The sequence below is a fragment of the Bacillus sp. FJAT-22090 genome, assembly GCF_001278755.1.
Taxonomy (GTDB): domain Bacteria; phylum Bacillota; class Bacilli; order Bacillales_A; family Planococcaceae; genus Psychrobacillus.
This window is the reverse complement of the sequence record NZ_CP012601.1, coordinates 92,382-115,532: the sequence shown is the minus strand read 5'-3', so window position 1 is coordinate 115,532 and position 23,151 is coordinate 92,382. Positions and strand designations below refer to the sequence as shown.

The 23,151-nt window shown below is 34.5% G+C and carries 25 protein-coding genes and 1 riboswitch; of the genes, 9 read left to right on the top strand and 16 right to left on the bottom strand.

Annotation, left to right across the window (positions count from 1 at the left end):
- Positions 1-105 precede the first annotated feature (105 nt).
- On the top strand, positions 106-1,536 hold the full coding sequence (locus AM499_RS00670) for an FAD-binding oxidoreductase (protein WP_053588399.1): 1,431 nt from the start codon (positions 106-108) through the stop codon (positions 1,534-1,536).
- Entirely contained in the window at positions 1,533-2,084 is a 552-nt protein-coding gene (locus AM499_RS00665; RefSeq protein WP_053588398.1) for an MFS transporter, read from the top strand. Before AM499_RS00670 ends, AM499_RS00665 begins: the two co-directional genes overlap by 4 nt.
- A gap of 10 nt (positions 2,085-2,094) precedes the next feature.
- Here the strand turns inward: AM499_RS00665 and AM499_RS00660 are convergent, their stop codons facing one another.
- From AM499_RS00660 to AM499_RS00650, 3 genes are read right to left on the bottom strand one after another with little or no spacing between them, the layout of a single operon-like run.
- Positions 2,095-2,895: a class I SAM-dependent methyltransferase gene (locus AM499_RS00660; protein ID WP_053588397.1), complete on the bottom strand. Its 801-nt coding sequence runs from the start codon at positions 2,893-2,895 to the stop codon at positions 2,095-2,097.
- 35 nt (positions 2,896-2,930) lie between these two features.
- Positions 2,931-3,404: an 8-oxo-dGTP diphosphatase gene (locus AM499_RS00655; protein ID WP_197275581.1), complete on the bottom strand. Its 474-nt coding sequence runs from the start codon at positions 3,402-3,404 to the stop codon at positions 2,931-2,933.
- 39 nt (positions 3,405-3,443) lie between these two features.
- Entirely contained in the window at positions 3,444-3,878 is a 435-nt protein-coding gene (locus AM499_RS00650; protein ID WP_053588396.1) for an NUDIX hydrolase, read from the bottom strand.
- Between the two features lie 86 nt (positions 3,879-3,964).
- Here AM499_RS00650 and AM499_RS00645 point away from each other — a divergent pair, with 86 nt between their 5' ends.
- From AM499_RS00645 to AM499_RS00635, 3 genes are read left to right on the top strand one after another with little or no spacing between them, the layout of a single operon-like run.
- Positions 3,965-4,867, top strand: coding sequence for a DoxX-like family protein (locus AM499_RS00645; RefSeq protein ID WP_053588395.1), 903 nt, complete (start codon positions 3,965-3,967; stop codon positions 4,865-4,867).
- An 11-nt stretch (positions 4,868-4,878) separates the two neighbouring features.
- Positions 4,879-5,490, top strand: a complete 612-nt coding sequence (locus AM499_RS00640; RefSeq protein WP_053588394.1) for a DUF4166 domain-containing protein — start codon at positions 4,879-4,881, stop codon at positions 5,488-5,490.
- Positions 5,480-7,051: a YndJ family protein gene (locus AM499_RS00635; RefSeq protein ID WP_231687511.1), complete on the top strand. Its 1,572-nt coding sequence runs from the start codon at positions 5,480-5,482 to the stop codon at positions 7,049-7,051. Before AM499_RS00640 ends, AM499_RS00635 begins: the two co-directional genes overlap by 11 nt.
- Before the next feature lie 17 nt (positions 7,052-7,068).
- Here the strand turns inward: AM499_RS00635 and AM499_RS00630 are convergent, their stop codons facing one another.
- From AM499_RS00630 to AM499_RS00620, 3 genes are all read right to left on the bottom strand, one after another.
- On the bottom strand, positions 7,069-8,892 hold the full coding sequence (locus AM499_RS00630) for an APC family permease (RefSeq protein ID WP_053588393.1): 1,824 nt from the start codon (positions 8,890-8,892) through the stop codon (positions 7,069-7,071).
- A gap of 120 nt (positions 8,893-9,012) precedes the next feature.
- A riboswitch (cyclic di-AMP (ydaO/yuaA leader) is annotated at positions 9,013-9,161 on the bottom strand.
- A 202-nt stretch (positions 9,162-9,363) separates the two neighbouring features.
- Positions 9,364-9,705: a DUF378 domain-containing protein gene (locus tag AM499_RS00625; protein WP_053588392.1), complete on the bottom strand. Its 342-nt coding sequence runs from the start codon at positions 9,703-9,705 to the stop codon at positions 9,364-9,366.
- A 179-nt stretch (positions 9,706-9,884) separates the two neighbouring features.
- Complete coding sequence (locus AM499_RS00620; protein WP_053588391.1) at positions 9,885-10,811, bottom strand: DUF1835 domain-containing protein; 927 nt, start codon at positions 10,809-10,811, stop codon at positions 9,885-9,887.
- A 171-nt stretch (positions 10,812-10,982) separates the two neighbouring features.
- Here AM499_RS00620 and AM499_RS00615 point away from each other — a divergent pair, with 171 nt between their 5' ends.
- Positions 10,983-11,462, top strand: a complete 480-nt coding sequence (locus AM499_RS00615) for a GyrI-like domain-containing protein (RefSeq protein ID WP_053588390.1) — start codon at positions 10,983-10,985, stop codon at positions 11,460-11,462.
- Positions 11,463-12,150: 688 nt separating this feature from the next.
- On the opposite strand, the gene AM499_RS00605 is transcribed toward AM499_RS00615, so the two are convergent.
- The 5 genes from AM499_RS00605 to garR all read right to left on the bottom strand — a co-directional run bounded on the left by AM499_RS00605 (position 12,151) and on the right by garR (position 17,726).
- Positions 12,151-13,029, bottom strand: coding sequence for a DMT family transporter (locus AM499_RS00605; protein WP_053588388.1), 879 nt, complete (start codon positions 13,027-13,029; stop codon positions 12,151-12,153).
- Positions 13,030-13,142: 113 nt separating this feature from the next.
- Positions 13,143-14,465 carry a gluconate:H+ symporter gene (locus AM499_RS00600; RefSeq protein WP_053588387.1) on the bottom strand — a complete coding sequence of 441 codons (1,323 nt, stop codon included), beginning with the start codon at positions 14,463-14,465 and terminating at the stop codon, positions 13,143-13,145.
- A gap of 38 nt (positions 14,466-14,503) precedes the next feature.
- A complete protein-coding gene (locus tag AM499_RS00595) occupies positions 14,504-15,349 on the bottom strand; it encodes a class II fructose-bisphosphate aldolase (RefSeq protein ID WP_053588386.1) in 846 nt (281 codons plus the stop codon).
- Positions 15,350-15,383: 34 nt separating this feature from the next.
- The gene (locus tag AM499_RS00590; protein WP_053588385.1) at positions 15,384-16,829 is read right to left on the bottom strand and encodes a four-carbon acid sugar kinase family protein; all 1,446 of its coding nucleotides are present in this window, start codon (positions 16,827-16,829) and stop codon (positions 15,384-15,386) included.
- Between the two features lie 3 nt (positions 16,830-16,832).
- Positions 16,833-17,726, bottom strand: coding sequence for a 2-hydroxy-3-oxopropionate reductase (gene garR, locus AM499_RS00585; RefSeq protein ID WP_053588384.1), 894 nt, complete (start codon positions 17,724-17,726; stop codon positions 16,833-16,835).
- Positions 17,727-17,968: 242 nt separating this feature from the next.
- Between garR and AM499_RS00580 the strand changes: the two genes are divergently transcribed.
- A complete protein-coding gene (locus AM499_RS00580; RefSeq protein WP_053588383.1) occupies positions 17,969-18,589 on the top strand; it encodes a GntR family transcriptional regulator in 621 nt (206 codons plus the stop codon).
- Between the two features lie 118 nt (positions 18,590-18,707).
- Here AM499_RS00580 and AM499_RS00575 read toward each other — a convergent pair whose 3' ends face one another.
- The 3 genes from AM499_RS00575 to AM499_RS00565 form a co-directional block, all read right to left on the bottom strand.
- Complete coding sequence (locus AM499_RS00575) at positions 18,708-19,229, bottom strand: GNAT family N-acetyltransferase (RefSeq protein WP_053588382.1); 522 nt, start codon at positions 19,227-19,229, stop codon at positions 18,708-18,710.
- A gap of 43 nt (positions 19,230-19,272) precedes the next feature.
- On the bottom strand, positions 19,273-19,809 hold the full coding sequence (locus AM499_RS00570) for a DinB family protein (RefSeq protein ID WP_053588381.1): 537 nt from the start codon (positions 19,807-19,809) through the stop codon (positions 19,273-19,275).
- A 199-nt stretch (positions 19,810-20,008) separates the two neighbouring features.
- Entirely contained in the window at positions 20,009-20,419 is a 411-nt protein-coding gene (locus AM499_RS00565) for a GNAT family N-acetyltransferase (RefSeq protein ID WP_053588380.1), read from the bottom strand.
- Positions 20,420-20,652: 233 nt separating this feature from the next.
- Here AM499_RS00565 and AM499_RS00560 point away from each other — a divergent pair, with 233 nt between their 5' ends.
- Positions 20,653-21,360, top strand: a complete 708-nt coding sequence (locus AM499_RS00560; RefSeq protein WP_053588379.1) for a class I SAM-dependent methyltransferase — start codon at positions 20,653-20,655, stop codon at positions 21,358-21,360.
- 46 nt (positions 21,361-21,406) lie between these two features.
- On the opposite strand, the gene AM499_RS00555 is transcribed toward AM499_RS00560, so the two are convergent.
- Entirely contained in the window at positions 21,407-22,246 is an 840-nt protein-coding gene (locus AM499_RS00555; RefSeq protein WP_053588378.1) for a DUF2268 domain-containing putative Zn-dependent protease, read from the bottom strand.
- A gap of 193 nt (positions 22,247-22,439) precedes the next feature.
- Here AM499_RS00555 and AM499_RS00550 point away from each other — a divergent pair, with 193 nt between their 5' ends.
- Positions 22,440-22,688 (top strand): hypothetical protein, encoded by a 249-nt coding sequence (locus AM499_RS00550; RefSeq protein WP_053588377.1) that lies wholly within the window; start codon positions 22,440-22,442, stop codon positions 22,686-22,688.
- A 150-nt stretch (positions 22,689-22,838) separates the two neighbouring features.
- On the opposite strand, the gene AM499_RS00545 is transcribed toward AM499_RS00550, so the two are convergent.
- Positions 22,839-23,138, bottom strand: coding sequence for a hypothetical protein (locus AM499_RS00545; RefSeq protein ID WP_053588376.1), 300 nt, complete (start codon positions 23,136-23,138; stop codon positions 22,839-22,841).
- Positions 23,139-23,151 lie beyond the last annotated feature (13 nt).

Below are 23,151 nucleotides of genomic sequence, written 5' to 3'. Positions count from 1 at the left end.
AGAGAAATGCCAATCATCTTGGTTTTTCTCTCCTTTTTATGTGGCAATTCCAAACCATTATAAAAATGTATAGCTCGGTTTCACTTGATATAGGAGGAGAGAAAAATTTATAAGAGACAATATTTCGTAATTTTTTATATTTTGTTACTTGTTTGTTCCCTCATACTCTTTCAAGCAAAGCTTGCCGAACCAGTCGTGAAAGATCATGGACGTCTCTTACCTGTCAAAATGAAGGCAATAAAATCAAGTGATAGGGAAGAAAATATTGTTAATATTATAGAAGAAGCAAATGAAAAAGATATTCCAATCTCCATAGCAGGAATGCAACATAGTCAAGGTGGGCAAACGCTTTATCCTGATGGTATCCTACTCGACATGAAAAGCTATAATAAAATTCTTGACTTAGATACAAAGAATAAACTCATCACTGTACAAAGCGGGGTAACATGGGCGGATATCCAATCCTATATCAATCCTTATGGGCTTGCATTAAAGGTAAGCCAATCTCAAAATATTTTCACTGTCGGCGGTTCATTAAGTGTAAATGTCCACGGTCGTGACATTCAATATACTTCTTTAATGGAAACAGTAGAATCGTTTAGATTACTCACTTCACAAGGAAAAATCATTCAAGTAAGTCGGGAGGAAAATACGGAGCTGTTCCAGTTAGTGAATGGAGGATATGGATTATTCGGTGTAATTCTCGATGTAACTTTGCAATTGACGGATGATAAACTCTATAAAGTTCAATCAAAATCACTAACCTATGATGAATACAGTACTTATTTTACAACCCATGTTAAAGGTGATTCAGTAAAAATGCATTTGGCAAGAATTTCAGTTGCACCTGATAGCTTTTTATCAGAAATGTATGTAACTAATTATTACTTAGTCGAAGACCAATCACTATTAAGCAATCATACTACCTTAAAACGGGAGAGAATCATTGCGATTCCAAAACTACTTCTTGGTCTCTCTCGGATAAATACGCATGGAAAAAATATGTTTTGGAAGACGCAAAAAGAATATAATAATCGAATTGATGGTTCCTATATTTCAAGAAATAATGTCATGCGTTCGGAATCGACTTTTATGGAATATGACAGTGCTAGCAAAACGGAATTACTACAAGAATATTTTGTACCGGTAGATGAATTCACTTCCTATATTGATGACTTAAGAGAAATGCTTCAAAAGGAAAAGAATATCAACTTACTGAATATCACTATACGATATGTGAAGCAAAATGATGAGGCAATCATGTCTTATGCAAAAGAAGATATGTTTGCACTTGTATTACTTATCAATCAAGAGACGAACGAAGAAAGTATCGAAGAAATGGATCGGGTCATACAGAAAATGATTGATATTACATTAGAACACGACGGAAGCTATTATCTTCCTTACTATAACTTCCCTACAAAAGCACAATTAGAAATAGCCTACCCGAGAGCGGAAGAATTTTTTGAACTGAAAGAAAAATATGATCCTGAAAAACGATTTCTGAATCTTTTCTATGAGGAGTATTATAAATGAAATACAGAAGATTTATAATCTATCAAGGCGTAATAGGTATGTCTGCCAGTATGATATTTCCATTTTACGTGCTGCTATTAAAAAATGTTGGAAATAGTTATTCACAGTTTGGTTGGGCATACGGGTTATTTGCTCTTACGGCAGCATTGAGCTATTCAGTTATTGGTAAATTTGCAGACAGGACAGGAGACCAATCTCTCTTAGTCATTTATTCATGGGGAATGGCACTCCTATTACTCATTATTCCGCTTGCTTATGAAATTTGGCATGTATATATACTTCAAATTGTAATGGGTTTATTAGGTGCGATACAGAAAAACAGTGAAAAAACAGTACTAGCACGTACGGTTAAGAAGGAGACTGCTGGTAAGGAAATTGGTCTCTACCACATTTGGACTTCGGTTGGTGCAGCTTTTGCGGTTATTGTTACAGGATATTTAGTTGACTTTCTTACTATTGGAAGTATTTTTTACCTCGCATCTATAGTATTTGCGTGGAGTGGGTTTTATATAATGAAAATAGATAATCTAAAAATAAAAGAAGGATGAAAAAATACTTTCATCCTTTCTTAGCTATTAACGTATATAATCCAGGCATTTTGTTTTCTATTCCTTCTGGTGAACCAGATGGAAATGCCCAACTAACTCCAGGTTCTTCCTCTAGATAGCTGATGTTAAGACCTGCTTTCGAAATAGAAGTGACAATTTCCCCTAAAGTCCATCTTCGAATATTAACTTTCTTTAAAGAAGATCGTTCTTCTTCCGGTAGTAAAATACTATAGGCTACATCTTCTTCCACTACTTCCTTACTAAAATAATCGCCACTTGCAAGCATCTCTCCTTCTTCTACATGCACTAGCTTAGAAACGAAAGGATGATAATCCCTTAAAATAAATTGTCCACCTTGCTTAAGTGAATCGAAAACCACTTTAAATAATGGGGATAAATCCACAAAGTAATGAAGTACCCCTAATTCTAACAGAACAAAGTCAAACTCATTTAGTTCCGCCTCATCGGGAACTTCTAGAATATCCGAAACTATGTACTTTATCTTTACTTTTGCCTCTTCTGCTAATTCGATCGCATATTTCTTATTATCTTCTGAAATATCTACTACTAAAACCTCGGCTCCTAACAACGCAAAAGAAACTGCTTTATTTCCTTTTGATCCTAAAAAATTGGCAATCCTTTTACCTTTTACATTCCCCATGAAATTTAAATAGTGGGAAACAGCACTAGTGGGATTTCCCCTTAGCTTCTTTGCAAATTCTTTAGGTGATCCGTGGCGATTCGTCCATGCTTGATAAGCAGATTGGTTCCACCCCACCTGATTTTTGTGACTAACTATTTTTTGCTCCATCCATTCGCCTCCAAGATTCTATTTTTTAAAAAAGATCAAGTTTCTCTAATCACTACTTCTCCTTCAACATTCTTTTCATTATCCCAAGTCACCTGAATTTCAAATGTCCCTTCTTTAAAAAACAGAGGAATCCTTCTGCGAATCGATTTCTGTATTGGAAGTGAATCCATTTCTTTGATAGGTACCCAAATCGGTTTTCCTTCAGGCGATTCATTTAATAAATCTCCTTTAAATTCTTTCGTTAAGTAATTAAAAATAATATATCGATCGTTTTTTTCTGGATTTACATATTCATAGATACCTTTAAAAATAAGATTGCTAACCTCTAGGCCGGTTTCTTCTTTTACCTCTCTAATTGCTGATTCCACAAAACTCTCTGGAAAATCTACTTTACCACCAGGAGGAATAAAACCTTTAAAATGATCATGTTGCCTATCTAGTAGGAGCACTTTATCGTTATCTTGTATCATACAAACAGTCCAAAATTTATAGTTAATAGTTTGATTCATTTTTACCCCCATTAATCCCTTTTGCTCTTCGTTTTGTTATTATCGAACTCCTTCAAATTCATAAAATGCAAGTGACTTATTATCATTTGATTCAATTCTTAAGCTTTCAAATAAAAATGGCATTAGTTCTTTTGCAGTTCCATAATCTACCCATCTAGCTTCAACAATGTCATTATCCGGGTCGTTGATATTTATTTGACCATCGATAATTTTTGCATTAAAAGTAATGATTAACGCGTGATGACCTCTATCCGAAAACAACACTTCTCGGATGGAATTTAAACCAGTAATTTTTATCTTATAACCCGTTTCCTCCCTTACTTCACGGATAACCGCTTTCTCGAGTGTTTCATTTTCTTCTACTGCCCCTCCTGGAAGCCCCCAATAAAACGAGTCACCTTTCCTATTCTTCACTAATAATATGTACCCATTCTCATCATGGATTAAGGCTGAAGCTACATCTACACGTTTCAAAATTATCCCTCCAACTTTCATATCTATTCTGCAATACTAGCGAAAAGTCCTTTATCTTATGATAAGCTTTATGGGAGGTGAATGAAATGAAGAGTAAACCAATTTATGTTGAAATACCTATTAATTCAGAGATGGAAAAGTTATGGAATGCTACACAGAAACCTGAGCTACACGAGCAATGGGATTTGCGATTTACCTCTATCACCTATTTACCAAAAGAAGAAAGTGAGCCTCAACATTTCAACTATAAAACAAATATTGGATTTGGTTTGCACATTGCTGGATGGGGAAAAAGTGTTGGCACTTTTCATGCAAGAGATGAATCACGTACATCCTCCTTACACTTTGGAACGGATCAAGCAATTTCTATTATTCGAGAGGGAAAAGGTTACTGGAAGTATGCTCCGGAACAAGATTCTATTCGATTTCTTACACAATACGATTATAAAACGAATTTTGGAATCTTCGGCCGCTATTTTGATTTTCTAATTTTCCGGCCCCTAATCGGATGGGCAACTGCACTAAGTTTCGATGTATTAAAAAGATGGCTTGAAAAAGGAGAGTCTCCATCCTCACAATACAAACATTTTTTTAGCCATTGGATGATTACATTTTTGTTCTCCTTTATATGGCTATATCAAGGTTTAGTACCAAAGCTAATATACATGCACCCGGATGAAATCTTGATGACAAGTAGCCTACTTTCTTTTACAACAATCTCTGCCTCTTTTATCGTCTCATCAGTTGGGTTATTGGAAGTTGTTTTCGGTCTTATTTGGTTACTCTACAAAAATAAAAGAAAATTACTAGGGTTACAGTTAATTTTATTTCCTCTGTTAACGTTCTCAGCAATTCTCGCAGATCCAACTACTTTAAGTCATCCATTCAACCCGTTAACTTTTAACATGTCATTATTTATTCTTACCTTAGTTGGATTTTTCATAAGCAAAGATATACCGTCAGCTAAAAATTGCAAGCGAGTTAGATAAGGAGCATTTGAATGACTATCTATAAACACATACTTGGCGATCAATTTAATAAACTTCATCCAATGCTTCAAAAACGATATAAGCTACCCGTTGGTAAAAAGTTTAAAGCAACTGGTGTTATGAAAAAAATCAGCCGTGGACCAAAATGGATGTACCCATTTTTCTTATTAGCGACAAGATGGAAGTTTTTATTCCCCGAACATGGATCGGATATTCCTTTTACTATTGTAAATACAAGTTTAATCGGACCGAACAAAGAGAATCAGGTACACTGGGAGAGAATTTTTTATTTCAAAAATAAAAAAAGATATTTTAATGCGCTTATGAGTCTAAATCCTGCCAGTAATAGCGTAAAAGATTACTTAGGAGAACCAAGCATATTTTACTCAGATCTGGTTTTCTTTGTTACTGAAGAGGGACGGATGCTTATTGAATCACGAGAACAGCGAATTGTTATAGGGAATATAGAAGTACCACTGCCAAAAATTTTTCAAGGTGTGGTCCATGTAACTGAATATTATATAGAAGAAAGAGACGTTTATTCTATACATGTCCTTATAAAAAACCCGTTAATCGGCACTTTATTTGAATATGAAGGAGAATTTCAAACAAATGACTTTTAAGCGAATTGCTCTTTTACATACCATTGGATTTTTAGTAGTCGTCATTTTCAATGTAACTCCTTGGTATTTTTTAATGTTAACCGTTGCACAACTAATATTTGTACCAATCACTCTACAATTAATATTGAAAAAAGAAATTAGACTGTATTATTATTTTGCAATACCAGCCTTTGCATCTATTTTCATCCTACAAACAACGACTACTACCGGATGGGATACGCTACTTGCAGGTATCTATTTATTATTTACTTTAGTCGTTGCTATATATGGGCTCCACCGATTTATTCAACGTGGATTTGACCATTTAGAAGAATTTTCAATAGATGCAGGTATGATGTATTTATTCATTGGTGGGATGTGGTTTTTTGCTTCTGTCACAGAAATTGATACGGGATTCTCTCCCATTTTAACGTGGCTGACAGCAATTCATTTTCACTATTCTTCCTTTTTGCTACCTATTTTCGTAGGTTTTCTTGGTCGTTTATCTAAAAGAAAAACTTACAATATTATTTGTAGCGTTATTTTAATTTCTCCGATTGTCGTTGCACTTGGAATCACCTTCTCCCCTTGGTTAGAACTAGCTTCAGTACTCCTATATATTTTTGGAATATATGGGCTTATAGTTTTAGCCATTAAATCAGTTTTCCCTAATAAACTGCAAAAAACATTGGTGCTAATATCATTCGGAGCATTAGGGATTACAATTATTTTTTCCTTGTTATATGCCGTTGGTAATGTATTTGGAGTTTTTGCTCTAAGTATTGATTTTATGTTGAAGTTTCATGGATTTTTCAATTCTATTTTGTTCGCATTATGTGGGGTTGTTGGCTGGTCAATACTTACCCCAAAAACCAAAGAGATTAAGTCGAAATTCCCTATCAGTAGTATTCGGGGGAAATATGTAATTGGAGAACAGATTTTATATAAGCATTTAGGTAAGGAGCCCTATAAAGGTCTTGTGGATGATATGGGAATATACTTAGAAAAGAGTTTTCTATCCGCAACAATAATCGATTTCTATGAAAATACAAATCAATTTCGACTATATTCAGAAGTAAACTGGCACAATTGGTTTAAGCCCTTTGCTGCTATATATAGATTTTTTAGTAGAAACGTTCAACAGCTAAATCTTCCATATACTAATACACAAATGGAAATGACTGGCGAAATTATAGCTGTAGAAGATGGTAGGAAAAATACGAGAGCATGGCTTCGAAAAATAGGTAAAGAAGTAATCTTTGTCGCACTCTACTCTTCTCATCAACGTAATGATAAATATTATATGAATATTGCCCTTCCTCTTCCTTGGTCATCGATGATTGGAATACTAGAATTGAACCAAAATGGAGAAAAACTAGTATTAACGAGTAAAGGAGCAACCGGTTCAGATGCAGGAATTTACTTAGCTTTTCGCCAAAACGTTTTTAGACTTCCTTTACAAGAGCAATTTATAATAGAAGAAATAAAAGATAATCAGCTAACCGCTAAACATCACATGCGAATTTGTTCCATACCTTTTTTAACAATACAATATAATATAAACAAAAGGAGCCCATCTTAAAAAGGATGGGCTCTCTATTACTTTTTAAAATGATAAGGAACAGTAGTAATTATAACATCTTTACGATAAAGCAAAATTGATCTAATCAGCAAGCTGGACTGGTTATGAAGTATATTATGCCAGCCTTTTTTTGGTATAAACTGCGGAATTAAAACTGTCACTCGATAATTCGATTCATATGCTTTATTTTCTACTATACTAATGAATTTAGATAAAGGTTGAATAATACTTCGATATTGAGAGTATAAAGTTACCAAACGAATTTCAGGCTGCCATTTTTTCCACTTTTCTTCAAATGTTTTTTGATCTTCTCTATCAAATGCTACATACACTGCTAGAATTTGTTCTGGTTTTAAAGATTTCGCATAGTTTAAAGAATTCTCTACTACATGCGTTATTCCAGCAACAGGTACGATAATTACATTCCCTTCAATTTTCAAAGGAGGTTCACAGGATATACTTAGTTGCTCCCCAACAGCTACGTAGTGTCTTTTTACTTTATGAAACCATAAAACTAGGAGTGGCAAGAAAATTAATACCGCCCATACCTGACCAAATTTAGTAATAAAGAATATCATCATAACTGTAAAACTAATTAGCGCACCAATAAAGTTAATCGTCAATTTACCTTGCCAACCCTTAGGTCTTTCTCGAAACCACTTCACTAGCATCCCTGTTTGAGACAACGTGAAGGGAATAAAAACTCCAACTGCATACAGTGGAATCAGTTGCTCCGTCTGACCATTAAATATAATAATTAAAAGGATTGAAGTAATTCCAAGAGTGATAATTCCGTTAGAATAACCTAAACGATCTCCTCTCATTTTATACATACTAGGAATATACTTATCCTTCGACAGGTTAAATGCCAATAAAGGAAAGGCTGAATATCCTGTATTTGCAGCTAAAACGAGTATCAAAGCTGTTGTCCCTTGGATGAAATAATACATATAATTTCTTCCAAACGTTTCAGAAGCAATTTGTGATATAACCGTTTCCTCCACTTTGGGAGAAATACCATAATAATAGGCAAGAACCACTATTCCTACCAATAAAACTGCAAGTAATGAGCCCATAATCGATAATGTTTTAGCGGCATTTTTTGCAGCAGGATACTTAAAGTTAGGTATCGCATTAGAAATTGCTTCCACACCAGTTAACGCCGAACTACCTGAAGCAAATGCTCTAAGTAACAAGAACAACGAAATACCTGCAACTGGAGTACCTAATGGAGCATGTAAAACAGGTGACACATTTCCAATAATTATATTGTAAAGACCAACTCCAATTAGTATAAACAATGCAAGTACAAATAAATATACTGGATAAGCAAGTATTGAAGCTGATTCCGTAATTCCTCTTAAATTTAAAATAGTAATGAAAATTACAAGCACACTTGCAATCAACACATTATGATCGTGTAAGCTTGGAATAGCGGAAGTAATAGCATCTGTTCCAGCGGAGACACTTACCGCGACAGTCAGGATGTAATCCACTAACAAAGACCCACCTGCAATTAAACCAGCATTTACTCCTAAATTTTCTTTAGATACAACATATGCACCTCCACCACGTGGATAAGCAAAAATAATTTGTCTATAGGACAGGATTAATGCAAGTAATAGAATGAGCACTCCTACTGCTATTGGTATAGAGTACCAGTAAGCTATTGTTCCAACAGTCATTAATACAAGCAAAATCTGTTCTGGACCATAAGCAACAGACGATAAAGCATCCGAAGAAAGGATAGCCAAAGCTTTCGTTTTATTCAGCTTTTGTTCACCTAATTCAGATGACTTCAATGGACGACCTATTAAAAATCTTTTAACTGCTGATAACATATTTCCCACTTCTTTCTATCATCAAAAATATCAACATGAAACAAAAAATAACGACAAAAAAGCCCACAAGGCATTAAGTAAAAAGCCTAGTGGACTTGTAACAACCGTCTCACCAGCTCCATCTCCTCTCTCATTACGCTTACGAGGTTAGCTGTCGGATTCGGGCTAAAAGAGTAGCCCTACCTACATTCGTAGGATTCACCCCATATGACTCATCGAGCCACATAAAATGGTTCCCCCGCTCCGGTTGGATTAAGCGATATAGAATTTGAAACTGACGATAATACTACTCCGATTTTATTTACTTGTAAATAGATGATTATAGGTAAATATGTGTATCTTTTATTGCAATTTACATAAAAATTTTGTCCATTAATGCGGAGTACTGACATGGCAAAAAAACTGACGAGCCAATATAGGCCGTCAGTTTTTTGCAGACAAATAATGATGAAATGCCTACAACGAAACAAGCTAAACTTGTTTGTTGTTACTGTTATTGTTATCCGAATTATTCTTATTGTATTCTCGAATATCTGTAAAGTCTGCCTCATCACTAAATTCAGTCTCGTACTTTAAATTATTATAGCCTGAAGTCCTACTTCGTTCTGCTCCTACTTCTTTGTGTGCTTCAAATAAAAGCGGGATACAAATTAGTCCACTTATACCTACAAGCGCATAAATTACTCGAGACATGGCTTCCGTTTGTCCGCCAAACATGGAAGCAACTAAATCGTATTCAAAAAATCCGATCAATCCCCAGTTAATAGCACCAATAATTACGAGCACTAAAGCAATTCGATGAATTGTTTTCACAGATTCACACCTCCTCAAAATTTAAATGAATGTTAGCCACGATAAATGATCGTTTATAGCTAAGATTCTTTCTTATCTTTCACTATTAACAAGCATTAATACAAAACAATATAAATTTGTTTTAAAAAAAAGAAAAAAACGATTTCCAACATGGTTAGAAATCGATTTAATGTTTCTTTTTATTTAACTATCTTATAAAGATGTACACCGCCAATCCACCAATCAATTCCTACAAAATCTATTCGATTTTGTTTTCCATTTAATACATCTAAGCCGGCAGATGTTATGTCGATCTTAGCATTTGAAATCGGATGAGAATAATTTGGCAAATGTTGATTAGACTTAATTAAGGGATTCTTTCCTTTCATTAATTCCTTTAAAATGGCTGCTAAATGCAAATCACTTAACCCATCATTTACTCTTTTCTTAGTTACCTCATTAAACAACTCGTAGAATTGGCAAATTCCATTATTGATTAAACTAAGTGATAAGTACTCAACTTCATTTAAGCCTGTTTTTAACGAAGGAAAATAGCTTTTATGCCCTTGAAAAAATGGAAGTAGAAAAGGAAGAAAATGAGATGTGTTTTGTATCCATTTTTTATAATCCTCTTCCTCTTTAGAATTATATGCAATCCATCCAGATATAGCTTCATGAATTTCATCGTTTGAAAGTTCCTTTTTAACATCTACTAAAGCTATTAATTGCTCCGAAGACAACTGACCTAATCCATGAAAAGGATGAATTCCAGAATACTGATTAATACTAACCATAGATAGCTTTTTAATACCTAAGGAAGATAGTTCTGTTAATAAATACATAAGCATTGTTTGATCATATCTATCATGCTCGAACCACAGTACAACTTCATCCTTCGTTGATATATTACTCAATAAATTATTTTGTTTAACACAATTGGAAATAAAAAGTTTTGCTGGAATCTCCAGTCTTTGTTCAAAAAAAGCAGCACGTCTCTTCAATTGTTCCTCTTTTGTCCATTCTAAACTTAATGGACCGAAATCATACATTTCTCTCCAAACGATAATTTCTCCTTCTATATCTCTAATCTTATTTCCTACTACATCCCCATTTACAATGTGAATCATGCACATTCGCCTTTCTTAGCTTTTTTAGATTCTAATTATTTCTCTCTTCATGTTAATTCTTCAATTGTTGTTCATTCCCCTTTTATTCATTGAACGAGAAGCAATGTTGAAATATAATTTGTATGAAGAAGATTTAACGGGAGAAATTATATTAAAGGAGGAGCTAAACCAATGCAATATCGTCTTGTGGAGAGAGAGGCTTTCCAAGTTATTGGAGTTAATAGAGAATTTCCCTACGATGTAGAAAACGGCGGAATAGAAGCATTTCAAACATTTTGGAATGAGATTCAACAGGATGGAACCCTAAATCAATTATTAGATTTAAAAAGTGGAGACATAAATGGGTTATTAGGCATTTGGGCTGAGGTAAGTAGAGAGAAAAATAAGATGAATTATTATGTTGCAGCAGAATATGATGGTACTAATTCTACTGACTTTCAGCGCATTGACTTCCCTGCCTCAAAATGGGTTGTTTTTGAAGTTAAAGGACCTTTTCCATCTGCAATCGCAAATACGTGGGAACGAATATATTCGGAATGGTTTCCATCCAATCCATATGAACTGTCTTCCATAAAACCATTTGAAGTTTATTTGGATACAAATATCTATAAAACAGAAACATACAATGAAATTTGGGTTCCAGTTAAATAAGAAAGAATAAAAGTGCTCTATATTAATTAGAAACGCTTCAGACTGTAGTCAAACTCGAGTTATTTTTATATAGAATAGATCAGGTTTTCCAAAGCTTACCGCTCGCTTTCTGTGGGTGAGCGCCGAGGAGCTTGGACTACTAAATAATGTCTTCCGATAAATATGAAAATCGTTGAAACAGCTCCCTTTCCTCGGGCGTTGCCTTAGCCTCCTCGCTGCGCTGCGGTGTCTTCGGCTAACGCTATTCCCGCAGGAGTGTCGCCTTTTTCAACGATTTTCTATAAATACTTCAGTTATAAAAACTTGCTCTATTAATGGCATGACGTTTTTTGATTGAAAAGCGGATAATAGTTGATTAGAGTGGAAGGCGGCGACTCCAGACGGAATAGCAAATGTTTTCTGCACCGAAAGCGAAGCGGCAGGTGCATGAGCTTTAAGACCCTGGACCGAGCGTAGCGAAATTAATTTTTGCGACGAGCTTGCGCAGGAGCATTGTTTTTTTGCGACGAGCTTGCGCAGGAGCATTGTTTTTTTGCGACGAGCTTGCGCAGGAGCAAGGGAAGCGGCTGAAGCCATGCCGGCGGAACGCGTCCGCCTGGAACGAAAATTATCGGGTCAAAAATAAAAACCAACTTCCTTTTTTCTGCAGTCTGAGCGTCTCTATATTATAAAAACGCTTTTGTTTATTTTAAGTCAATTCTTCCACTTTCTTTTTTAGAAAGCTAAATTTTGTTTCAGATATGATAATAGCTAGAAGAATAAGAATAGCTCCAATAATCATTTTTAGGGTCATTACTTCACTTAAAATAATTACTGAAAATACCATGCCCCAAAAAGACTCTGTAGATAGTATTATGGCAGCCTTTGTTTCTGATATGTATTTCTGTGCAACTGTTTGCATTAAGTAAGCAATTGTTGTAGAAAAAATACCAAGGTATAGAAGATTCATAACTCCTTCAGTTTCCAAAGAAAATGAAATTTCTCCTCTGAAGATTACAACAATCCATCCAATGATTGCAGCTACCATCATTTGTACAATTGTAATTACAACTGGATCTTCTGTTTTTACAAATCTAGCAGTATAAAAGATATGAAATGCAAATCCGACTGCACAGCATAAAGTGAGCAAATCTCCAATGTTAATCTCCGTTGATATTTTAAGAGACAGTACCGCAACCCCAATTACAGCCATAACTGCTCCAATCATTTCAAACATATCGATTTTTCTCTTATAAAAGAGAAATCCTATGAATGGTACAAATACAACATTAACTGCAGTTAGAAATGCATTTTTAGATGGAGTTGTATATTGAAGTCCTACCGTTTGAAGAGCAAATGCCAGGTAAAGAAATACTCCCAATATTGCTCCTTTAATAAGTGAACTTTTATTTAACTTTTTTAACTTTTTGTGAAAAAGAATAGTTAATAAAATAGCGCCAATCATAAACCTTCCAGCTAAAATTTGATAAGGTGTGTAATATTCTAATGAAACAGCACTCGCAACAAATCCACTTCCCCAAATAATTGCTGTAATCACTAGCAATATTTCACCTAAATATCTTTGCATATAAATTCGCCTACCTTTTTTGTCAATATTGATAGTATATCGTATATTTATACAAAAAAAAGCGTATCTTTCTACAAAATTTCCATTTGTAAAAAGATACGCTTTTCAATTTCTTATGAAATAATCGCATTAATAACTAAAACACCGGCAAGGCCAACTAATGAAATAATTGTAACCATGATAGACCATGTTTTAATTGTTTTACCGATTGATAAATTAAAGTATTCTTTGTATATCCAGAATCCAGCATCATTAACATGAGAGAATGTAACACTTCCTGCACCGGCAGCTAATACCATTAACTCAGGGCTTACACCAGTCATTCCTACTAAAGGTGCTGCGATACCTGCTGCTGTCATACCAGCCACTGTAGCGGAACCAACTGCTACACGTAAAATTGCTGCTATTAACCAAGTTAAAAGTAATGGAGAAAGAGTTGAATCCGCCATGATATCTGCAATGTATTGGTCGATATGACTATCAATCAGTACTTGTTTAAAAGCACCACCAGCAGCGATAATTAATAGAATCATTGCAATTCCGTTTACTGCTTCTCCAACAGAATTCATGACATCTTTCATTGTTTTACCTCGGTTTAGACCGAAAGTAAAGAATGCAAGAATGACAGAAAGCAATAAAGCTACATTTGCGTTACCAATGAAATCAAAGAATGGCATAACTGCTGAATCTGGAGCTACAATTTCAACAATTACTTGAGAAGCGATTAAAATTACCGGCATAAGTGATGTTAAAAGACTTGTTACAAAACCAGGCATTTCATCTTCCGTAAATTCTTTTGGATTAAATAATCCCTTTGGTATGTCTACTTCTAAGAAATCTTTCTTAAACAGTTTTGTATATAGTGGTCCAGCAATAATAATTGCAGGAATAGCAATTACGATACCATACAATAAGGTTTTCCCGATATTTGCATCGAATACACTAGCAACAGCTGTTGGTCCAGGATGAGGAGGTACAAATCCATGCATCGTTATGAGGGCAGCTATTACAGGCATACCGATGTATAACACTGGAACTCCTGCTGCAGTTGCAATGGTAAATACTAAAGGAATTAATACTACTACCCCTGTTTCGAAAAACAAGGCAATCCCAACTACAGAAGCTGTTAGAACAGCTGCTAATTGAACTCTCTTTTTCCCAAATGATTTTATAAGTGTTGTTGCAATACGTTGCGCTCCACCTGAATCTGTCATCAATTTACCAAGGATTGCTCCAAAAATGATGATCATCGTCAAACTACCAAGCGTACCACCTAATCCACCTTGAACAGATGTCATTGCATCAAGTGGCGACATTCCTTCTAAAATACCTACTACAAGAGCTACTAGAATTAACGAGATAAAAGCATTTAATTTAAAAACAATCATTAATAGAAGTAATAGTGCTACCCCTATACATATAGATACTATCGGCATTTTTAATCCTCTTTTCGTTTAGGAATTTTGTGTCTGTTTTAACTAATTTCTTTATTTGCAAATACTTGAACGAATTTAGTCATGACAGATTCCATCGCTTGTTGCATATCTGCCATAACAGTGGAAAGGTGAGCAATATGTTGCGTATCAAAATAGTCTTTAAGCAATGATACAGCAGCCATGGAAACTTCTGTATTCACGTTGACTTTGCAAATACCAAGTTGGATTGCTTGCTTAATAACTTCATTTGGAGTCCCTGAGCCACCATGTAATACTAGAGGAACTTCTACAGCCTGTTGAATTCTCTCTAAAAGGGGAAGATCAATTTTCGGCTCTCCTTTATACATACCATGTACGGTTCCAATAGCAGCAGCCAAAAAGTCAACTCCGGTTGCATCCACAAATTCTTTTGCAGCTTTAGGGTCTGTTAACGTTCCGTCTCCTTCTTCTTCATCAGAGAAATCACCTTTTACCAACGAACCTATTTCTGCCTCTACTGATACACCTGCCATATGGGCTATTTCTACAATTTCTTTTGTTCGACGTACATTTTCATCTATCTCATATGCTGAACCGTCAAACATGACAGAAGTAAAGCCACAACGTATTGCACGTATAATGGATTCTTTTTCATAGGCATGATCCAGATGTAGCGCAACTGGAATAGAAGATTTTTCAGCTATTGCTCTGACAAGTGCAGAAAATCCTTCTACATCTACAGTCGAAAAATAACGTTCTCCTAGTGCAATAATAACTGGTTGATTTTCTCGTTCTGCTACATGTATTGCAGCTTGAACCGTCTCTAGGTTGTATACATTAAAGGCTGCGACAGCGTATTTTCCACGCTGCGCGTCTTTTAATATTTTTTTTGTATTTACCAACATTATTAGATATCCCCTTTTTATAGATGAACACTACTTATTTGTTTAAGATGTCAACTGTATCTTTTAGAGTTGTAACTGCTCCTACATTACCTGGGAAAATAATGTATGCGATACCCGGGAATTTACTTTCTTCTCCAGTGATCCATACAGGAATTCCTGGTTGAATTTGCCCTGCTACAGTTGCTCTTTTTACTTCAAGACCTTTTGTTCCAATATCACTAGAAGTAATTCCACCTTTGGCAACAATGTAGTTTGGACGAACACTAAGTCTTTGAACAAAGCTTGTTACAGCATCTGATATTCTGACAGATAGTTTTAACTCTTCTTCTTTTTTGCCTTCACCAAGATCTAATCTTTCACGTCTAGTATAAATAGCAACTGTTTTACCTTCACGGATCAGACTTTCTGCCGATTCAATTACACGGTCAATTTCCGTTTGGAACTGGTCAGGTTGTAAAACGAGATGACTATCGAATTCAATAAATTCAATAAAATTACTTGTTTTTAATTGTTCTAGTTGTTCTGTTGTTTTCTTAACGTGTGAACCTACTAAGATTAACCCACCGTGATTTGTTTCTTCACGAATCAATTCTTTTCTCGTTAAAAGTGCTTTATCGCTCACTCCGCCAATTACTTTTGTAAGTGCAGCAGCGCTTCGGAACAAGAATTGCTTTCCTGCTTTCATCGCTTTCACAAGTGCAACAACAAAAATTTCTACATCCACGTAATCTACTGCATTGACGACAACTTTATTGAAATCACTCACTTGAAGCAATTGCTCTGTAATTCCATCTATATCAAGGGCACGTAGGCTATTTAATGATATATAGGTTGCATTAACAGACTTAAACCGACCTTCTGTTTTTTCTTCCACCCATTCTCCTAGATGAGATTTGGTATAGCCGAATGTTCTGTCTTTTGCAAACTCAGTTTCTCCAGCGGGCACTAAGCTCTCTTCATACTGTACGTAATGTATATTGTCTACTGTGAAACGTCCGCCTTCTTTAAAAAACGGTAGGATCACTTCCCCATCATAGTGAATGTCTGATGATGCCTCGATTGTCGATTTTAAGACTTCCGTTTCTAGCGGGTAATGACCTCTCAGTGTGGAATCTCCACGGCTGATTACGATAAACTCCTTGTCCACTTTCTTTGCTACTTGCACAATGTTGTTAGCAATTTCTGTATGTGCTTTATCTGATTCAGCTGCAGTAAAACCTCTAGAATTAGTTAATAAGAAAAACATCGAATTTTCTTCTAGAAAACCTTTTTCAATACTTTCAACTGACCAATCGGTATATACTGAAATACCATGTACGGTTTGAACTCCTGTTGGATCATCATCTAACACAATAATTTTTTTATTTAAATCACGAAGTCCATTTATAAGCATTTCTTTAACTGCTGATGCATTTACTTCTTTTATGTTACCTAGGACCTCTTGAGCCAATCGCTTTTGAGTGCTATCGATTGTGGTCATTTCTTAAACTCTCCCTACTTGGATATTTGCAAGTTTTTCATAATATTGAACGATTCCACCGTGATCATCCGCAGCTTTTCCATCTGCTTTTAACGCATGGAAAATTTCAAGCAACTGGCTAGATAATGGCATTGGAACATCCAAATTATGCGCTGTTTCCATAACATTCGTTATATCCTTCATGTTAATGTCTATTCTTCCACCTGCAACAAAATTGCGATCTAAGATTAATGGAACTTTAGCATCTAGTACCGAACTGCCTGCAAGACCTCCACGAATCGCTTGGTACATTTTTTCAACATCTATTCCTGCTTTTGAAGCTAAAACTAAAGCTTCTGACATAGCTGCAATATTTAAGTTAACGATTACTTGGTTAGCCAATTTAGCAGTTGTCCCACTACCATTACTTCCAACTAAAGTCACTTCTGCACCCATAGCATGTAAAATATCTTTTACTTGTTCAAACACTTCTTCTTTACCACCGACCATAATTGCAAGCGTTCCGTCAATTGCTTTTGGTTCCCCACCACTAACAGGAGCGTCAATCATTTCTACTCCTTTTTGTTCTGCTTCAGCAGCAATTTCTTTAGATACAACAGGTGAAATAGAACTCATATCCATTATGACCGAACCTTTTTTCGCTCCACTAAGCACTCCATTTTCACCTAAAACTACTTGTTTCACATGATGTGAAGCAGGTAGCATAGTAATAATTACATCACTATTTTCTCCGATTACTTTCGCTGATTCTCCAAATGTCGCCCCAGCATTTACTAATGTCTGTACCGCTTCTTTATTTAAGTCGTTTACGATTAACTCGTATCCTTTTGCTAACAAGTTTAACGCCATAGGTTTACCCATTATTCCTAAACCAATAAAACCAACTTTTTTACCCATGTAAATTCCTCCTAATTCGATTAATATTCCCTTTATTGCTCTATCAATGCTATCAATTGTTGTAAAATGAAACCGTTTGCAAAAGAACTGCACAAAAGTTATTGTATACCATAATTTAATTTTTGTATACATTTTAATCATACTTGTATACAAATTAGGTGATACTAATAACTAACCTTTCTTTATTAATCACTTTTTGATAAGTTTATAGTATTAGGTTGAAACAATTAGGAGTGAAAAATATGAACCAACACAATACAAATTCTCGCTCTGCCTATCAACAAGCATATGAAGTTATTCGGGACCGAATCTTAAATGGTGATTTACCAGGTGGAACAAAAGTTGTAGAAGAAAAACTTGCAGCAGAATTAGGAATTAGCCGTACGCCAATTCGAGAGTCTCTTCGTCAACTAAGCAATGAAGGCCTTATCGTCAATAAAAAAGTCGTACAACCGACGGAAAAAGACTTACGCAACTTATTTCAAGTAAGAATACTGCTCGAAGGATTCTCTGCAAAATCAGCAGCAATGTATTTACCAGAAGATGATCTACAAGCTCTTTCAAGCTGCATTAAAATTGGAAGAGAAGGAAAAACAGAAGATATTATGGAGGCTAATGAGCTTTTTCACGAGATAATTGTAAGAGCAAGTGGTAACTCACTTATGATAGAAACAATCGACCGAATGAAATCAATTATTTATCTGTTTCGAAAAACGGTAGTTCTCTATAAAAGACCACATCTTATCGATGAACACGAGGAAATATATGAAGCTATCAAATCAAGAGATGGAGAAAAAGCTAAACAACTGATGGAAACACACTTACAAGCAGATTTAGACTTCTGTTTGCATATAATTAAATAGTTCAAGAATCGATTAAATTACCAAAATAAAAAGTGTCTCTTTCTACACTATTTGTAGAAAAAGACACTTTTTATTTTTAAATTCAGTTGAAAATAGATTAGTAAAAAAAATCGTTCCTTTAGTATGAACGTTCTTTATTAATTGTCCAAGAATAATAGAGAAATTTTAATTTGTCATCTTGTTTTTCATGCTCTCCATTCACAAATTCCAGAAATCCATTTTTCTCTAAAACTCTTTGGGATGATATGTTATTAGTAGTAGTCTTAGCTATAATTGTTTTGATGTTTTTTTCCTTCAAACTATCTATTAATAATTTCAATGCTTTGTTGGCAATACCTTTTCCAGTGTTTACTTGTCCCACTCGATAACCGAGATGAGCCTCTTTGAGTGATTTATCGATATCCACTAAATTTATCCTACCAAGAATAGAACCCTCCAGATTCTTTATTAAATAAAAATAAGAAACCCCTTGTTCCTGTTCTTCTAATAAATCTTTATGTCTTTCTTTAAATATCTGAGGATTATAATAATCATCGCCACGAGAAGGTACCATCTCTTCGAAAAAAGCTCTGTTTTCAAGTTCAAATCTTAATAAACCTTCAGCATCTATCTCTTTTAATAACTCAATTAATATATCCATTTATACAAAAACAACCTTTCGTTTACTACCAACCCAATAGTTACTATTTTCTTGGATAGGAATCGGAACTAATGTATCGTTCATTTAATATGTTTCCATGATGAAGTTCGTGCCCTGCGATAATGACAATAAGAGCCCGAACTGTTATTTCATGATTATTTGCTATCCCACGACGTTGTAACTCTTCATTAGAAAGACTCTTAACAAGTTGGATAGTTGATTGGCGGACTACTATCAAATTTTCGATAAGATCATCGATTGACTGCTTATCAAAAAATGCATGTTGAACATATTCCATTTCACTAAAACCAGGTAGAGAGTTGGTTTCACCTCGTGCAAAGGAAAGAAGTCGATATGCCATTATTCGCTCTGTATCTGCCATATGTCCAATCACTTCTTTTATACTCCATTTCTCAGGAGCATATCGGAATAGAGCTTGTTGATCAGATATATTTTTTAAAAAGGTACTAGTTTCTTCTATTTGTTTCTCTAAAATTTCAATAATATTCCCTTCTGAAACTAAATCCACATAAGGTGAATAATATGGTGCATACTCATTTTTTTCTATTAATTTTTTCATATGTTTTCTCCTTTAAATTATATATTTAAGAAATCGAATACTACTAATAAAAATTCTTCCATAATCTAAACATCACTCTAGGTAAGAAGGCGATTATGTTCCAAATTACTTCAAATAATATGGAATCTCTAATCTCAATCATAATGCTTTTAAATAATCCAACCTCACTCTTTTTTCTCTTTTCTCTCATATAAAAATATCACCATTCTTCGAACGTTTTTCGATACCCGTAGAAATTCCTAAATTCTTGACCCTCATAATATGTGCGGGAGGAACTAGAAGCAAGTAACTCCATTCGTGTTTTTGGAAAAAGATTATGTACATATTTCAATAAATCTGTTCCAATTCCTAATCCACGGTAATTTTGATCAATCACTAGCTCACAAACTAAAAGTGAAATATAACCATCTGTTATTCCTCTTATATAGCCAATTATACGGCCATTGGCAGATGCAACAAATGCAACATTTGAATGACTCCATGCATTTTTTGTATCTTCCTTTTTAGCAACAAGATTATTCCATTCTTCCTGTATATTTAATAGATGAATACTTTCAAAATCATCTTCTACATATGCTCGAAAATCAATTTTCTCATTTAATTGTCTCATATAACTTCCCTTCCAAAAAAATATTTTTTATTTAGCATTTTCTCCCTTGTATCCAAACCCTTTCCACAAATATTCTACAAAACTAGTATTTTTCCCTTTTAAAATCCAATAAAAAGTCGAGAATATAGAAGCAAAGTTGTTAAGTTCATTAAAAGCATATCAGTACCAGCTATACAGGTACTTAATAGATTGAAAGCATACACTAGATATATTAATAAATAGGAGGATGTCTTATGTCTAATGCTTATTTAGATTTATTAGCTTATTTAGGAATTGGTGGTGCGCATCCGGGAGGTTTTGCTTTAACCCAATCTATATTGGAAGATGAGAATATTCTTCCAACTGGATCTGTTCTTGATATAGGTTGTGGAACGGGACAAACTGCAGCTTATATAGCAAAAAAATTTGATTGTAACGTGACTGCGATAGATAATCACCCCATTATGATAGAAAAAGCTAGGAAGCGATTAATTTCAAACGAAAACAAATTAAAAGTAAGGAAAGGAGACGCACAAAACTTGGATTTTGTGGATGACTCCTTTGATTTAATTATAGCCGAATCTGTTATCGTTTTTACTGACATAACAAAGACGTTAAATGAACTTTCAAGAGTTTTAAAAAGTGAGGGGAAGTTGATTTTGATTGAAATGACAGCTGAGCAGTGTTTATCAGAAGAATTGCAAGAAAGAATATGCAGCCTATATGGCATCTATACAATTTTAAATGAAGCTGAGTGGATCGCTCATTTGCAGCAAGCTGGATTCACTCAAATTAATATTATCAATACCCCCTCGGGTCTGATTCAAAGTGAAATAGATGACATTAATCAATCAGCTAACATAAATACAGATTTCTTTGATTTATGGGATGAACATAACCAGTTTTTACTTCAAAACCCTCATATTCTCGGCTTTCGTGCATTTATATGTCAGCTTTCGTAATTTCTTGTTTAATTAGATTAGAAACATAACTTCCTATAACACCCTGTTAAATCGGAAATTTTGAACCAGCTATTATTTCTTTGGATGACTTTGTATATAACTCGTTTTTTTGAAAAGGACCTTGCATCTTTTGAAATGTATCGACAATTTGATAACCTAAATAATATCCAATCCATTTAGGAAATCGGCTTCTTGCTTTACCGTATAAGAAAAGCTGATGATTTTTTAGCCCTCTAACATTTAACGAAGGTACAAACTGGCTTTTCCATAAATCCATAACCTCTTCAGGTGAATACAGATTAGTCCAAGGAGCTAGCCACTGCTCACCATATAGATCTTTAACTGCATACTCCCCTAATCCCTCAATGATCAGAGAATCCTTCAAAGGAATTTTATCAGGAGTCAAATCTAAAAAGTTTAGTCTACAAGCATGGTTATACTCATGCGCAAATAATGCTTTTATTTCTTCTTTGGAAAGTTTGGTAGACATAAATAAAAACAATAATCCTTTATATGCTACTCCATTTTTTTTAGGTATTTGTTCTCCTGATTTCAGACTTGCTCTTTTTATAGGAAAAATATAGATGGAAACCTTTGGACCATTCCATAATTTTTTTAGAAATTGATATTCTTGCTTTACAATTTCCCATACGTTCTGTGCTTCCAATTCTTTTACTGTGTTTTCAATGTTCATCCATTCATTGGGCTCAAACAATCCATGTCTTAAGAGTTCATATTGCCATACTTCCGGATTTATTTTAGGAAGTAATTTCATGATAGGATTACAAATTATCTCTTGTTGGATGTATGATGAACCTTTTCCAGACCGCTCCTCACATACATCCACAAATTTATTAAGCCAATTCTGTGTTTGAATAACCGGCATGTATCGTATCTCATCCTTTTTATTTATTTGTCTTATATCATATGTTTTGAGTTCCCTTATTGTTTTATAGAACATGAAATTACTAAGCGATCTCTCTTCTTTCTATAGACACTTGTCTATTATGTAAAATTATCAATGGCATAAATTATAGAACATACTTGTATGTAAATTTTGTTATGAGAGGAGGAGAAAAATGAACAATTCTGATGTTTTCAATCTTTGTTGTAGATATTATGGAAAAAGGGTGCGAATTACTTGCCGAGATGGTAGTGTTCATGTGGGAGAAGTAACGAGAGTAAGTAGAAATACGGTCTGGATACGACCTGATGACAATTTGGGTGGCTATGGATTAGGATTTTTTGGAGAAGGATTTGGGTTTGGATTTGGTATCGCTCTAGGTGCTATTACCGGAGTCGTACTTGCTTCAGCATTTTTTTGGTAAAACATGTTTAATTGCTGAATATCCATAAAAGTTTTAATAGTAAAAGGGAATAGGTCATCATAGATACCTTATTTCCCTTTTTTTCGTTATTTCTAGTTTCCTAAGTTAAACTCATAAAAGTCCGATAGCAACGAAAAGCCACTATTTCTCTCAAAAATGAATATTTTCTCCATTCATTTGAATATAAGGAATAAAAGTATACGTATCGAAGCTCGAAAGTTGCGCTCTTTTCAAGTTTTGCTGCTTTATTAATTTCTTAAACTGCTCTACATCCATACTTAAATATACTGCTACTTCTTCTGATGTAAGTAATCCCCTCTCAGAAATTTCAATATTATGTACTGGTTCACTCACCTTGTTAGGAGTGTGGGTATTTCCAATTTGATATGCCAAAAAACAAATGGCTATACTCAATAAAACAATTGATACAGATAATAAATGCTTGCTCATGATTTCCACTCCT

Coding starts and splice junctions, on each gene's coding strand:
- AM499_RS00665 (WP_053588398.1), top strand. CDS start 1,533: ATGAAATACAGAAGATTTATAATCTATCAAGGCGTAATAGGTATGTCT.
- AM499_RS00660 (WP_053588397.1), bottom strand. CDS start 2,895: ATGGAGCAAAAAATAGTTAGTCACAAAAATCAGGTGGGGTGGAACCAA.
- AM499_RS00655 (WP_197275581.1), bottom strand. CDS start 3,404: ATGAATCAAACTATTAACTATAAATTTTGGACTGTTTGTATGATACAA.
- AM499_RS00645 (WP_053588395.1), top strand. CDS start 3,965: ATGAAGAGTAAACCAATTTATGTTGAAATACCTATTAATTCAGAGATG.
- AM499_RS00640 (WP_053588394.1), top strand. CDS start 4,879: ATGACTATCTATAAACACATACTTGGCGATCAATTTAATAAACTTCAT.
- AM499_RS00635 (WP_231687511.1), top strand. CDS start 5,480: ATGACTTTTAAGCGAATTGCTCTTTTACATACCATTGGATTTTTAGTA.
- AM499_RS00630 (WP_053588393.1), bottom strand. CDS start 8,892: ATGTTATCAGCAGTTAAAAGATTTTTAATAGGTCGTCCATTGAAGTCA.
- AM499_RS00620 (WP_053588391.1), bottom strand. CDS start 10,811: ATGATTCACATTGTAAATGGGGATGTAGTAGGAAATAAGATTAGAGAT.
- AM499_RS00615 (WP_053588390.1), top strand. CDS start 10,983: ATGCAATATCGTCTTGTGGAGAGAGAGGCTTTCCAAGTTATTGGAGTT.
- AM499_RS00605 (WP_053588388.1), bottom strand. CDS start 13,029: ATGCAAAGATATTTAGGTGAAATATTGCTAGTGATTACAGCAATTATT.
- AM499_RS00600 (WP_053588387.1), bottom strand. CDS start 14,465: ATGCCGATAGTATCTATATGTATAGGGGTAGCACTATTACTTCTATTA.
- AM499_RS00595 (WP_053588386.1), bottom strand. CDS start 15,349: ATGTTGGTAAATACAAAAAAAATATTAAAAGACGCGCAGCGTGGAAAA.
- AM499_RS00590 (WP_053588385.1), bottom strand. CDS start 16,829: ATGACCACAATCGATAGCACTCAAAAGCGATTGGCTCAAGAGGTCCTA.
- garR (WP_053588384.1), bottom strand. CDS start 17,726: ATGGGTAAAAAAGTTGGTTTTATTGGTTTAGGAATAATGGGTAAACCT.
- AM499_RS00580 (WP_053588383.1), top strand. CDS start 17,969: ATGAACCAACACAATACAAATTCTCGCTCTGCCTATCAACAAGCATAT.
- AM499_RS00575 (WP_053588382.1), bottom strand. CDS start 19,229: ATGGATATATTAATTGAGTTATTAAAAGAGATAGATGCTGAAGGTTTA.
- AM499_RS00570 (WP_053588381.1), bottom strand. CDS start 19,809: ATGAAAAAATTAATAGAAAAAAATGAGTATGCACCATATTATTCACCT.
- AM499_RS00565 (WP_053588380.1), bottom strand. CDS start 20,419: ATGAGACAATTAAATGAGAAAATTGATTTTCGAGCATATGTAGAAGAT.
- AM499_RS00560 (WP_053588379.1), top strand. CDS start 20,653: ATGTCTAATGCTTATTTAGATTTATTAGCTTATTTAGGAATTGGTGGT.
- AM499_RS00555 (WP_053588378.1), bottom strand. CDS start 22,246: ATGCCGGTTATTCAAACACAGAATTGGCTTAATAAATTTGTGGATGTA.
- AM499_RS00550 (WP_053588377.1), top strand. CDS start 22,440: ATGAACAATTCTGATGTTTTCAATCTTTGTTGTAGATATTATGGAAAA.
- AM499_RS00545 (WP_053588376.1), bottom strand. CDS start 23,138: ATGAGCAAGCATTTATTATCTGTATCAATTGTTTTATTGAGTATAGCC.